The sequence below is a fragment of the Streptomyces sp. NPDC044033 genome (assembly GCF_056434425.1).
Genome location: NZ_JBWKFF010000008.1, coordinates 157,895 through 170,811 on the forward strand (window position 1 = coordinate 157,895; position 12,917 = coordinate 170,811).

10 protein-coding genes are annotated in these 12,917 nt (G+C 70.9%); all 10 read left to right on the forward strand.

Features of this window, described 5'->3' with window-relative positions; genetic code table 11:
* Positions 1 to 336 precede the first annotated feature (336 nt).
* Complete coding sequence (gene uvrC, locus AC07AB_RS16790) at positions 337 to 2,496, forward strand: excinuclease ABC subunit UvrC (RefSeq protein ID WP_478566716.1); 2,160 nt, start codon at positions 337 to 339, stop codon at positions 2,494 to 2,496.
* Entirely contained in the window at positions 2,493 to 3,425 is a 933-nt protein-coding gene (gene rapZ, locus AC07AB_RS16795; protein ID WP_478566719.1) for an RNase adapter RapZ, read from the forward strand. The genes uvrC and rapZ overlap by 4 nt, the downstream gene beginning before the upstream one ends.
* Complete coding sequence (locus AC07AB_RS16800) at positions 3,422 to 4,462, forward strand: gluconeogenesis factor YvcK family protein (RefSeq protein ID WP_478566722.1); 1,041 nt, start codon at positions 3,422 to 3,424, stop codon at positions 4,460 to 4,462. Before rapZ ends, AC07AB_RS16800 begins: the two co-directional genes overlap by 4 nt.
* Positions 4,453 to 5,454, forward strand: a complete 1,002-nt coding sequence (whiA, locus tag AC07AB_RS16805) for a DNA-binding protein WhiA (protein ID WP_363229098.1) — start codon at positions 4,453 to 4,455, stop codon at positions 5,452 to 5,454. Before AC07AB_RS16800 ends, whiA begins: the two co-directional genes overlap by 10 nt.
* Positions 5,455 to 5,619: 165 nt before the next feature.
* Positions 5,620 to 8,571, forward strand: a complete 2,952-nt coding sequence (locus AC07AB_RS16810) for a M14 family metallopeptidase (RefSeq protein WP_478566725.1) — start codon at positions 5,620 to 5,622, stop codon at positions 8,569 to 8,571.
* Positions 8,572 to 8,737: 166 nt separating this feature from the next.
* Positions 8,738 to 9,742 (forward strand): type I glyceraldehyde-3-phosphate dehydrogenase, encoded by a 1,005-nt coding sequence (gene gap, locus AC07AB_RS16815; protein ID WP_478566728.1) that lies wholly within the window; start codon positions 8,738 to 8,740, stop codon positions 9,740 to 9,742.
* Between the two features lie 102 nt (positions 9,743 to 9,844).
* Entirely contained in the window at positions 9,845 to 11,065 is a 1,221-nt protein-coding gene (locus AC07AB_RS16820; RefSeq protein ID WP_478566730.1) for a phosphoglycerate kinase, read from the forward strand.
* Positions 11,066 to 11,071: 6 nt separating this feature from the next.
* Complete coding sequence (tpiA, locus tag AC07AB_RS16825; RefSeq protein ID WP_478566733.1) at positions 11,072 to 11,848, forward strand: triose-phosphate isomerase; 777 nt, start codon at positions 11,072 to 11,074, stop codon at positions 11,846 to 11,848.
* Positions 11,849 to 12,017: 169 nt separating this feature from the next.
* The gene (gene secG, locus AC07AB_RS16830) at positions 12,018 to 12,254 is read left to right on the forward strand and encodes a preprotein translocase subunit SecG (protein WP_384400125.1); all 237 of its coding nucleotides are present in this window, start codon (positions 12,018 to 12,020) and stop codon (positions 12,252 to 12,254) included.
* A gap of 158 nt (positions 12,255 to 12,412) precedes the next feature.
* A complete protein-coding gene (locus AC07AB_RS16835) occupies positions 12,413 to 12,748 on the forward strand; it encodes an RNA polymerase-binding protein RbpA (RefSeq protein WP_076971064.1) in 336 nt (111 codons plus the stop codon).
* Positions 12,749 to 12,917 lie beyond the last annotated feature (169 nt).

Here is a 12,917-nt window from a genome sequence, read left to right on the forward strand (position 1 = left end):
CGGCCTGGGCCGCGGATCGCCGCCGGGGCCCCTGGACGGACGGCCTGGGCCGCGGATCGCCGCCGGGGCCCCTGGACGGACGGCCTGAGCCGCGGATCGGCCCGCGGTCCCGCCCGTACCGGCTTCGGCCGGACCGTCCTCGACCAGCGGCCCCGGCGGCAGTGCCTCCCCGCCGCCGGGGCTCCATCGGCCCCTCGCCCCCGGCCGCCCCCGCCGAAGCCTCTGCTCTCCCGTGCCCCGCACGGCCCCGAGGCCCCAGTGCGAGCGGGTTCCCCGGCCCGGAGCCGGCACCGCTCGGCGACGGAACTGTCACCGGCCGCAAGTAGGGTGTCTGACATGGCCGACCCCAGCAGCTACCGACCCAAGCCGGGACAGATCCCCGACTCGCCCGGGGTCTACAAATTCCGTGACGAGCACGGCCGGGTGATCTACGTCGGGAAGGCGAAGAGCCTCCGCCAGCGGCTCGCCTCGTACTTCCAGGACCTCGCCGGTCTGCATCCGCGTACCCGGACCATGGTCACCACGGCCGCCTCCGTCGAGTGGACCGTCGTGTCCACCGAGGTCGAGGCGCTCCAGCTGGAGTACTCGTGGATCAAGGAGTTCGACCCGCGGTTCAACGTCAAGTACCGCGACGACAAGAGCTATCCCTCCCTCGCCGTCACCCTCAACGAGGAGTTCCCGCGGGTCCAGGTGATGCGCGGGCCCAAGAAGAAGGGCGTGCGCTACTTCGGGCCGTACGGGCACGCGTGGGCGATCCGCGAGACCGTCGACCTGATGCTCCGGGTCTTTCCGGTACGGACCTGCTCCGCCGGGGTGTTCAAGCGCTCGGCCCAGATCGGCCGGCCCTGCCTGCTCGGCTATATCGGCAAGTGCTCCGCCCCCTGCGTCGGCCGGGTCACCCCCGAGGAGCACCGCGAACTGGCCGAGGAGTTCTGCGACTTCATGGCCGGCCGCACCGGTACGTACATCCGGCGCCTCGAAGCGGGGATGCGGGAGGCCGCCGAGGACATGGAGTACGAGAGGGCGGCCCGCCTCCGTGACGACATAGAGGCGCTCAAGCGCGCCATGGAGAAGAACGCCGTCGTCCTCGCCGACGCCACCGACGCCGACCTGATCGCCGTCGCCGAGGACGAACTCGAAGCCGCCGTGCAGATCTTCCACGTGCGCGGCGGCCGGGTCCGCGGACAGCGCGGATGGGTCACCGACAAGGTCGAGGCCGTCGACACCGCGGGCCTCGTCGAGCACGCCCTCCAGCAGCTGTACGGCGAGGAGAAGGGGGACGCGGTCCCCAAGGAGGTCCTCGTCCCCGCCCTCCCGGACCCGGTCGAGCCCGTCGCGCAGTGGCTCGCCGAGCGCCGCGGCTCCGGTGTCAGCCTGCGCATCCCGCAGCGCGGCGACAAGAAGGACCTGATGGCGACGGTCCAGCGGAACGCCCAGCAGTCGCTCGTGCTCCACAAGACCAAGCGGGCCTCCGACCTGACCACCCGCTCCCGCGCCCTGGAGGAGATCGCGGAGGCGATCGGCCTGGACTCCGCGCCGCTGCGCATCGAGTGCTTCGACATCTCGCACCTCCAGGGCGACGACGTGGTGGCCTCCATGGTCGTCTTCGAGGACGGGCTCGCCCGCAAGAGCGAGTACCGCCGCTTCCAGATCAAGACGTTCGAGGGCCAGGACGACGTCCGGTCCATGCACGAGGTCATCGGGCGCCGCTTCCGCCGCTATCTCCAGGAGAAGCAGAAGACGGGGGAGTGGGCGGGCGAGCAGGACGCGGCGGCGACGGCGGACGCCGCGGCCGGTACGGGCCCCGCGGCTCCGACGGACGCCTTGGCCCTGACGGGCGCCCCGGCTCTGATGAACCCGGCGGCCCCGTCCGACCCGGCCGCCTTGTCCGACCCGGCGGCCCCCTCGGAGCCCCTGGAATCCGGTTCCCTCGACGAGGACGGCCGGCCCAAGCGGTTCGCGTACCCGCCGCAGCTCGTCGTGGTCGACGGCGGGCAGCCGCAGGTCGCCGCCGCCAAGCGGGCCCTGGACGAGCTGGGCGTCGACGACGTCGCCGTCTGCGGGCTCGCCAAGCGGCTCGAAGAGGTCTGGCTGCCGGACGACGACGATCCGGTCGTCCTGCCGCGCAGCAGCGAGGGGCTCTACCTCCTCCAGCGCGTCCGCGACGAGGCGCACCGGTTCGCCATCACCTACCAGCGCAGCAAGCGCGCCAAGGCCATCAAGGCCGGCCCGCTGGACGCCGTGGCCGGCCTCGGCGACACCCGCAAGCAGGCGCTGATCAAGCACTTCGGGTCCGTCAAGCGGCTGCGCGCCGCGACGGTCGACCAGATCTGCGAGGTGCCCGGCATCGGCCGCAAGACCGCCGAGACGGTCGCCGCGGCCCTCGCCAAGGCGGCTCCGGCCGCCCCTGCGGTGAACACCGCGACAGGAGAGATCATTGAGGATGAGGAGGCCGCGCCCGCTGCGTCCTCATCGGAACGGGGGCACGAGGCATGAATGAGATCCACGGAGACGAGGCACAGGTGAGTACGGCGACGACGGCGGAGCCGAGCGGCGAGACGCCGGCCATCCCCGAACTGGTGATCATCTCCGGCATGTCGGGGGCGGGCCGCAGCACCGCCGCGAAGTGCCTGGAGGACCTCGGCTGGTTCGTCGTCGACAACCTGCCGCCCGCCCTGATCCCCACCATGGTGGACCTCGGCGCCCGCTCGCAGGGCAACGTGGCCCGTATCGCCGTGGTCGTGGACGTACGCGGCCGGCGCTTCTTCGACAACCTCCGCGAATCGCTCGCCGCCCTGGCGGCCAAGCACGTCAAGCGGCGCGTGATCTTCCTGGAGGCGTCCGACGAGGCCCTGGTCCGCCGCTTCGAGTCGGTCCGCCGGCCGCACCCGCTGCAGGGCCCCGGCCGCATCGTCGACGGCATCGCGGCCGAGCGCGAGCTGCTGCGCGAGCTGCGGGGCGACGCCGACCTGGTCATCGACACCTCCAGCCTCAACGTGCATGAGCTGCGCGCCAAGATGGACGCCCAGTTCGCGGGCGAGGAGGAGCCGGAGCTGCGGGCGACCGTCATGTCGTTCGGCTACAAGTACGGGCTCCCCGTCGACGCCGACCTCGTGGTGGACTGCCGCTTCCTGCCGAACCCGCACTGGGTCCCGGAGCTGCGGCCCTTCACCGGCCTCAACGAGGAGGTCTCGGGCTATGTCTTCAACCAGCCCGGCGCCAAGGAGTTCCTCGACCGGTACGCCGAGCTGCTCCAGCTCATCGCCGCCGGTTACCGCCGCGAGGGCAAGCGCTATGTGACCATCGCGGTCGGCTGCACCGGCGGCAAGCACCGCAGCGTCGCCATGTCCGAGCGGCTCGCCCAGCGCCTCGTCTCGGAAGGCGTCGAGACCGTGGTCGTCCACCGGGACATGGGGCGCGAATGACGGGCCGCACGATGCGCATGGGGCGCGTACGCAAGCTCGTACCGGGCAGTCGTACGCGCCGGGGCGCGCGGGGCGCTCAGCCCAAGGTCGTCGCCCTCGGCGGCGGCCACGGGCTGTCCGCCTCGCTCACCGCACTGCGCCGGATCACCGGCGACCTGACCGCCGTCGTCACCGTCGCCGACGACGGCGGCTCCAGCGGACGGCTGCGCGACGAGCTCGGCGTGCTGCCGCCCGGCGACCTGCGCAAGGCGCTGGCCGCGCTCTGCGGCGACGACGACTGGGGCCAGACCTGGGCGCGGGTGATCCAGCACCGCTTCACCAGCGAGGGAGAGCTGCACGAGCACGCTGTCGGCAATCTGCTGATCGTCGCCCTCTGGGAGCAGCTCGGCGACCATGTGAGCGCCCTGGACCTGGTCGGCAAGCTGCTCGGGGCGCACGGCCGGGTACTGCCGATGTCGGCGGTGCCGCTGGAGCTCCAGGCGCTCGTACGGGGCCACGACGCGGACCGCCCGGACGAGCTGTCCACCGTCCGGGGGCAGGCCACCGTGGCGCTCACCCCCGGCGAGGTGCAGTCGGTGCACGTCGTGCCGGAGGACCCGCCGGCGGTGCCGGAGGCCGTGGCGGCGGTGCTCGACGCCGACTGGGTGGTGCTCGGCCCCGGCTCCTGGTTCTCCTCCGTCATCCCGCATCTGCTCGTTCCCGAACTGCTCGAAGCGCTCCAGGAGACCAAGGCGCGCCGGGTCCTCTCGTTGAATCTGGCACCGCAACCCGGTGAAACAGATGGCTTTTCCCCGCAGCGTCATTTGGAGGTTTTGGCCCGACACGCCCCTAAACTCGCCCTGGACGTGGTGTTGGCCGACGAGGCCGCCGTGCCCGACCGAGAGAGCCTCACCGATGCCGCGAAACGGCTCGGCGGCGCGGTCGAGCTGGCGCCGGTGGCCGCGCTCGACGGCTCCCCGAAGCACGACCCGGAGCTGTTGGCCGCCGCGTACGACCGTATTTTTCGGATGCATGGAAGGATCGGCCCATGGCGATGACGGCAGCGGTGAAGGACGAAATCTCCCGGCTTCCCGTCACCCGGACCTGCTGCCGGAAAGCGGAGGTCTCGGCGATCCTGCGGTTCGCGGGCGGGCTGCACCTGGTGAGCGGACGCATCGTGATCGAGGCGGAGCTGGACACCGGGATCGCGGCGCGGCGGCTGCGCAAGGACATCCTGGAGATCTTCGGGCACGCCTCCGACCTGGTGGTGATGGCCCCTGGCGGGCTGCGGCGCGGCAGCAGATACGTGGTGCGGGTAGTGGCGGGCGGTGACCAGCTGGCGCGGCAGACCGGCCTGGTCGACGGCCGCGGCCGGCCGATCCGCGGACTGCCCCCGCAGGTCGTCTCGGGTGCCACCTGCGACGCGGAGGCCGCCTGGCGCGGGGCGTTCCTCGCCCACGGCTCGCTCACCGAGCCCGGCCGCTCCTCGTCGCTGGAGGTGACCTGTCCGGGCCCGGAGGCCGCGCTCGCGCTGGTCGGCGCCGCCCGCAGGCTGCAGATCGCCGCCAAGGCGCGCGAGGTGCGCGGCGTGGACCGGGTGGTCGTACGGGACGGGGACGCGATCGGCGCGCTGCTGACCCGGCTCGGCGCGCACGAGTCGGTGCTGGCCTGGGAGGAGCGCCGGATGCGGCGCGAGGTGCGGGCCACCGCCAACCGGCTCGCCAACTTCGACGACGCCAATCTGCGCCGCTCGGCGCGGGCGGCCGTCGCCGCGGGCGCGCGGGTGCAGCGGGCGCTGGAGATCCTCGGCGAGGAGGTGCCCGAGCACCTCGCCGCGGCCGGCCGGCTGCGCATGGAGCACAAGCAGGCGTCGCTGGAGGAGCTGGGCGCGCTCGCCGACCCGGCCCTGACCAAGGACGCGGTGGCGGGCCGTATCCGCCGGCTGCTGGCGATGGCGGACAAGCGCGCGCAGGATCTCGGGATTCCGGGTACGGAGTCGAATCTCACCGAGGACCTGGCCGACGACCTGGCCGAGGGGCTGGTCGGCTGACCGCCCGCGGCGGCTGAGCTGCCCTTGGCTGTCCCCGGCGTCCGAAAAGAACGGGTGCCGGGGACAGTGCTGTGTCCGCTCCCGGATGAGTCATTGACATGATCATGAAGTGTGGCAAGCCTGTCGTCTGCGTACAGACGCGACAGACAACGGCAAGGGGGGCACATGAGACGCAAGGCGAGAGCGGTTCTCGCAGTGGCATCGCTGTTACTCGGCGGACTGGCCGCGGCACCCTTCGCACAGGCACAGGCACAGGCACAGCCGGGTGGGGACGGGCTGTCCGTATGGACCGCCGAGGTGGGCCACGCGCAGATGCCGCTGCTGCTCCGGGAGGGCGTGGACGGGCAGGAACTCGGTACGCGCATACCGGACAAGGGCACGGCCCCGGTTGAGCTGTACCTCACCGGCGGCCAGGCCGCGAACCTGCGTGGCCAGGGCATCCGCCTCACCGAGAAGAAGATCTCCCAGCGGACGGCCGCGCGGCTCAAGGCCGCCGGGGACGGCGTCTTCCGCCCGTACAGCGGCAAGAACGGCCTCCAGCAGGAGATCGTCGAGACCGGGCAGGCCCACCCGGACATCACCAAGGTCGTCAGCATCGGCAAGACGGTGAACGGCCAGGACATCCTCGCCCTCAAGCTCAGCAAGGGCGCGAAGAAGACCGCCGACGGCGAGAAGCCCTCGACGCTGTACAGCTCCAACCAGCACGCCCGCGAGTGGATCACGCCCGAGACGACCCGCCGGCTGATGCACTACTACCTCGACAACTACGGCAAGAACGAGCAGATCACCAAGCTCGTGGACCAGACCGAGCTGTGGTTCGTGCTCTCCGCCAACCCGGACGGCTACGACTACACCTTCAAGGCCCCCGCCAACCGGCTCTGGCGCAAGAACCTCCGGGACAACAACGGCGACGGCAAGATCACCGCCGGCGACGGCGTCGACCTCAACCGCAACTTCTCCTATAAATGGGGCTACGACAACGAGGGTTCGTCGCCCCGTCCGACGAGCGAGACCTACCGCGGCGCGGGCCCCTCCTCCGAGCCGGAGACCCAGGCCCTCGACGCGTTCGAGAAGCGCGTCGGCTTCACGTACGCCATCAACTACCACTCCGCGGCCGAACTCCTGCTCTACGGCGTCGGCTGGCAGGTCGCCACCCCGACCCCGGACGACGTGATCTACCGGTCGCTGGCCGGCACCCCCGAGAACTCCGCGATCCCCGGCTACCACCCGCAGGTCTCCTCCGAGCTCTACACCACCAACGGCGAGGCCGACGGACACGCGGCCAACGCCAACGGGGTCATGATGTTCACCCCGGAGATGTCGACCTGCCAGACCGCCTCCGCCGTCGACCCGGACGACCCCTGGAACCCGGCCGACTGCCAGTCCGTCTTCAACTTCCCCGACGACGAGAAGCTGATCCAGCGGGAGTTCGCCAAGAACATCCCGTTCGCCCTCTCGGTCGCCGAGAGCTCCCGCCACCCCGACCGGCCGTCCTCCTCGGTGGGCATCCCCGCGCCCGACTTCACCCCTGACACCTTCGCCACCTCCTACGCGCGCGGCGAGGGCCAGGAAGTCGCCGTCACCGCCCGCAGGAGCCTCCGCGACAAGCGGCTCAACTACCGCGTGGACGGCGGCCGTACGCACACCGAACCGCTGAAGGCGTGGACCGGCGGCGAACGGTACGGAGGCGACGACAACCTCCGCTTCGACCAGTACCGGGCCCAGGTGGAGGACGCCGGCGTCGGCTCCAAGGCGCAGGTGTGGTTCACCGGCCGTACGCGCGACGGCGCGAGCACGTCCAGCAAGCCCTTCACCTACACGGTCGCCGAGCGGCCCCGCGCCGACACCCTGGTACTCGCGGACGAGGGCGGCGCCGGCCCCGCCCGGCACCTCGCCGCCTATACCGAGGCCCTCGCGGACAACGGCCGCGAGGCCGCCGTCTGGGACGTCGCCAAACAGGGCGCGCCGCACGCGCTCGGCGTGCTCGGCCACTTCAAGACCGTCCTGTGGTACTCCGGCGCGAACCGCCCCGGCGGCGCGACGCTGCTCGCCGTGCGCGCCTTCATCAACGAGGGCGGCAAGGTCGTCACCAGCGGCGAACTGGCCGGCGGCAGCGCGCGCGTCGGCGCGGCCGACACCGACGACTTCAGCCAGTACTACCTGGGCGCGTACGGCCGTACGTCCCTCAAGGGGCCCACGAAGTTCACCGGCGCCGGCAGCCTCAAGGACCTCGCCGCGAACCTCACCGGCGTCGCGGGCAACCCCCTCGACGCTGCCGGCTCGTACGCGGTCACCTCGGACACCCTGCCCCCGGCCTCATTCCCGCAGTTCAGCAGCGCCGCCGCCGGGGACTACCCGGGCCTCCGCCCGCCCTCCCAGCCATACGAGGGCGACTGGATGGCGGCCACCCAGCACCAGGACAGCGCCTACACCCGGCTGGCCCGCACCGTCGACCTGACCGGCGCGAGCGCCGCGGACAAGCCGAGCCTCGCCCTCCGGCTCAGCTTCGACACCGAGACCGGTTACGACAACGCGGTCGTCGAGGCGCACACGGTGGGCCAGGACGACTGGACCACGCTGCCCGACGCGAACGGCGGAACCACCACCGACGTCCCCGCCGAATGCGGCCAGGGCTACTACATCAACCTGCATCCCTGGCTCACCCACTACCTGACCCTGGGCGACGGCAGCTGCCAGCCGCGCGGCACCTCGGGGGCGTGGCACCGCTTCACCGGCGCCTCCGCGGGCTGGCAGCCGGCCTCCTTCGACCTGAGCGCCTACGCGGGCAAGAAGGCCGAGCTGGCCGTCTCCTACATCACCGACCCCAGCACCGGAGGCCGCGGCGTCTTCGTCGACAGCACCAAGGTCGTCATCGGCGGCGCCGCACAGCCCACCGAGGGGTTCGAGACCGCCCTCGCCCCCTGGACCGTGCCCGGGCCGCCGCCCGGCAGCCCGGCGAGCACCCTCGACTGGACCCGCTCCAAGGAGCTCTTCCACTCCTCGGCGGCCGTCACCACCCGCGACACCGTCCTGCTGGGCTTCGGCCTGGAACACGTGCCGGGAGCGGCCGAGCGGGCGAAGCTCCTGGGCGGCGCGCTGCGCGCCGTACGCGGCTGACCGAGCGTGACCGATGGCGCCGGCCCGCACCCCGCGGCAAGGGGGTGCGGGCCAGCGCTGCCAATGTCACGTACGTCCCTTGTTAGAGGTAGGGTCGGAGTCGGTCGGGGACATCCCATACAGCTCGCCGGCGTCCAGACCGGCAAACCAACGAGGAGATCGGTTCGTGACGATCCGCGTAGGCATCAACGGCTTTGGCCGTATCGGTCGTAACTACTTCCGCGCACTGCTGGAGCAGGGTGCGGACATCGAGATCGTCGGTGTCAACGACCTGACCGACAACGCCACCCTGGTTCACCTGCTGAAGTACGACACCATCCTGGGTCGCCTGAAGCAAGAGGTCAGCCACACCGACGACACCATCACGGTCGGCAACCAGACCTTCAAGACGATGGCCGAGCGCGACCCGGCCGCCCTCCCGTGGGGCGAGCTCGGCGCCGACATCGTCATCGAGTCGACCGGCATCTTCACCAAGAAGGCCGACGCCTCCAAGCACCTCGCCGCCGGTGCCAAGAAGGTCCTGATCTCCGCGCCCGCCAAGGACGAGGACATCACGATCGTGATGGGCGTCAACCAGGACAAGTACGACGCGGACAACCACCACGTCATCTCCAACGCCTCCTGCACCACCAACTGCGTGGCGCCGATGGCCAAGGTTCTCCTGGAGAACTTCGGCATCGTCAAGGGCATGATGACCACGGTCCACGCGTACACGAACGACCAGCGCATCCTGGACTTCCCGCACTCGGACCTGCGCCGCGCCCGTGCCGCCGCCGAGAACATCATCCCGACCACCACCGGTGCCGCCAAGGCCACCGCCCTGGTGATCCCGGAGCTCGCCGGCAAGCTGGACGGCATCGCGATGCGCGTCCCCGTCCCCACCGGCTCGGTCACCGACCTGGTCATCGAGCTGGAGCAGGAAGTCTCCAAGGACGAGGTCAACGCCGCGTTCCAGAAGGCCGCCGAGGGCCAGCTCAAGGGCATCCTGGAGTACACCGAGGACCCGATCGTCTCCTCGGACATCGTCAACTGGCCGGCCTCCTGCACCTTCGACTCCTCCCTGACCATGGTCCAGGGCAAGAGCGTCAAGGTCATCGGCTGGTACGACAACGAGTGGGGCTACTCCAACCGTCTGGTGGACCTGACCACCTACGTCGGTGGCCGGCTCTGAACGCTGCCTGACCCGGGCACCGAGATGTGAAGGACAGGGCTCGTGCGACGCGATGGCGCGTCGTCCGGGCCCTGTCTCATGACTGACTACGACGGAGTCACCATGAAGACGATCGACGAACTCATTCAGGGTGGGGTCGAAGGCAAGCGGATCTTCGTCCGCGCCGACCTCAACGTGCCGCTGGACGGCACAGCCATCACCGACGACGGGCGCATCCGCGCCGTCGTTCCGACGGTCACCGCGCTCGCCGAGGCGGGCGCCAAGGTGATCGTCGCCTCGCACCTGGGCCGCCCGAAGGGCGCCCCGGACCCGCGGTTCTCCCTCGCGCCGGCCGCGGCGCGGCTGGGCGAACTGCTCGGCAAGAACGTCTCGTTCGCCACCGACACGGTCGGCGACAGCGCGAAGGCCACCGTAGCCGCCATGGCGAACGGCGAGGTCACGCTGCTGGAGAACCTCCGTTTCAACGCGGGCGAGACGAGCAAGGACGACGCCGAGCGCGGCGCGTTCGCCGACCGGCTCGCGGAGCTCGCGGACCTGTACGTGGGCGACGGCTTCGGTGCGGTGCACCGCAAGCACGCCTCGGTCTTCGACCTCCCGGCCCGGCTGCCGCACGCCGTCGGCTACCTCATCGCCACCGAGGTCGACGTCCTGAAGAAGCTCACCGCCGAGGCCGAGCGGCCCTACGCCGTCGTCCTGGGCGGCGCGAAGGTCTCCGACAAGCTCGGGGTCATCGACCACCTGCTGGAGAAGGCCGACCGCATCCTGATCGGCGGCGGCATGGCGTACACCTTCCTCAAGGCCCAGGGCCACGAGGTCGGCATCTCGCTGCTCCAGGAGGACCAGATCCCGAAGGTCCAGGGCTACCTCCGGCGCGCCGAGGAGCGCGGCGTGGAGTTCGTACTCCCCGTCGACGTCCTGGTCGCCCCGGAGTTCCCGGACCTGAAGACCAAGGCCCCGGCCAACCCCACGACGGTCGCCGCGGACGCCATCCCGGCCGACCAGGAGGGTCTGGACATCGGTCCCGAGACCCGCAAGCTGTACGCCTCGAAGCTCGCCGACGCGGCCACCGTCTTCTGGAACGGGCCGATGGGCGTCTTCGAGCACCCCGACTACGCCGAGGGCACCAAAGCCGTCGCCCAGGCGCTTCTCGACAGCCCGGCGTTCACCGTCGTCGGCGGCGGCGACTCGGCCGCGGCCGTGCGCCAGCTGGGCTTCGACGAGAAGACCGGTCGGGGATTCGATCACATCTCGACCGGCGGCGGCGCGAGCCTCGAATACCTCGAAGGCAAGACGCTCCCCGGCCTCGCCGCACTGGAGGACTGAATCACCGTGAGTGACCGCACCCCGCTGATGGCGGGCAACTGGAAGATGAACCTCAACCACCTTGAGGGCATCGCACACGTCCAGAAGCTCGCCTTCGCCCTCGCCGACAAGGACTACGAGTCCGTCGAGGTCGCCGTCCTGACGCCGTTCACCGACCTCCGGTCGGTGCAGACGCTGGTCGACGGCGACAAGCTCAAGATCAAGTACGGCGCCCAGGACCTGTCGGCGCACGACTCCGGTGCGTACACCGGCGAGATCTCCGGCGCGATGCTCGCCAAGCTGAAGTGCGCGTACGTCGCGATCGGGCACTCCGAGCGCCGCCAGTACCACGGCGAGAACGAAGAGATCTGCAACGCCAAGGTCAAGGCCGCCTACCTCAACGGCCTCACGCCGATCCTCTGCGTCGGCGAGGGCCTGGAGGTCCGCAAGGCCGGCAACCAGGTCGCGCACACCCTCGCGCAGCTCGACGGCGCCCTCGCGGACATCCCCGCCGAGCAGGCCGAGTCCATCGTGATCGCGTACGAGCCGGTCTGGGCGATCGGCACCGGCGAGGTCGCCACCCCCGAGGACGCGCAGGAGGTCTGCGGCGCCATCCGCGGGCGCCTCGCGGAGCTCTACAGCCAGGAGCTGGCCGACAAGGTCCGCATCCAGTACGGCGGCTCCGTGAAGTCCGGCAACGTCGCGGCGATCATGGCGCAGCCGGACATCGACGGCGCCCTGGTGGGCGGCGCGGCGCTGGACGTGGACGAGTTCGTCAAGATCGTCAGGTTCCGCGACCAGTAGCAGCGGGCGGCGGCTACGGCTGCTATGACGATGGGGCCCACCCGTCGTACCCTGTCGGGGCCGGGACCGGTGTACACGCACCGCCCGGCCCTGCGCCGTTTTCAGTGTTCCTTAGCGGTTCTGGCGTTTTCAGTCCGAGAGTGTTCAGTCCGAGAGAGTTGGTCCAGCCGTGGTCTTGGGGTTCTCGATCGCCCTCATCGTCTTCAGCCTGCTGATGATGATGCTGGTGCTCATGCACAAGGGGAAGGGCGGCGGCCTCTCCGACATGTTCGGTGGCGGCATGCAGTCCTCCGTCGGGGGTTCCTCGGTCGCCGAGCGCAACCTCGACCGGATCACCATCGCCGTCGGCGTGCTCTGGTTCATCTGCATCATCGTGCTCGGCCTGCTGATGAAACTCGACAGCTGACGTACCGTCGTATGCGCGGCCTATCATGGGCCTTGCGTCTCGCGGACGGGCGGTAACTCCGGCCACTGGACGCGCGTTGGGCCTTACGTAGACTGGGGCGCCCGCAGCGGAGCGGCTCATTGACGTTTCGCGGCACCATCACGCAGGGAGTTACGACCGTGGCAAGTGGCAACGCGATCCGAGGAAGTCGGGTCGGAGCGGGGCCGATGGGGGAGGCAGAGCGAGGCGAGTCCGCGCCCCGCCTCCGCATCTCCTTCTGGTGCTCGAACGGGCACGAGACGCAGCCGAGCTTCGCCAGCGACGCGCAGATTCCCGACACTTGGGACTGCCCGCGCTGTGGCTTCCCCGCAGGCAAGGACCGGGACAACCCGCCGGACCCGCCGCGCACCGAGCCGTACAAGACGCACCTCGCGTACGTGCGCGAGCGGCGCAGCGACGCGGACGGCGAGGCGATCCTCGCCGAGGCGCTCGCCAAGCTCCGCGGCGAGATCTGAGCACGTCCGACCGGACGGGAGCGGCGGCAGGAAGCACGACCCTGACCAACACGGCCCGGGGGGGGGGGGGGGGGGGGGGGGGGGGGGGGGGGGGGGGGGGGGGGGGGGGGGGGGAGGGGGGGTGTGTTTCCGGGGCTGGGTTAGGGGGGGGGGTAGCTGGAGGGACAAA

What these genes read in the sequence shown, in the direction of transcription:
- uvrC (WP_478566716.1), top strand. Translation starts at nt 337, where the DNA reads ATGGCCGACCCCAGCAGCTACCGACCCAAGCCGGGACAGATCCCCGAC.
- AC07AB_RS16800 (WP_478566722.1), top strand. Translation starts at nt 3,422, where the DNA reads ATGACGGGCCGCACGATGCGCATGGGGCGCGTACGCAAGCTCGTACCG.
- rapZ (WP_478566719.1), top strand. Translation starts at nt 2,493, where the DNA reads ATGAATGAGATCCACGGAGACGAGGCACAGGTGAGTACGGCGACGACG.
- AC07AB_RS16820 (WP_478566730.1), top strand. Translation starts at nt 9,845, where the DNA reads ATGAAGACGATCGACGAACTCATTCAGGGTGGGGTCGAAGGCAAGCGG.
- whiA (WP_363229098.1), top strand. Translation starts at nt 4,453, where the DNA reads ATGGCGATGACGGCAGCGGTGAAGGACGAAATCTCCCGGCTTCCCGTC.
- AC07AB_RS16810 (WP_478566725.1), top strand. Translation starts at nt 5,620, where the DNA reads ATGAGACGCAAGGCGAGAGCGGTTCTCGCAGTGGCATCGCTGTTACTC.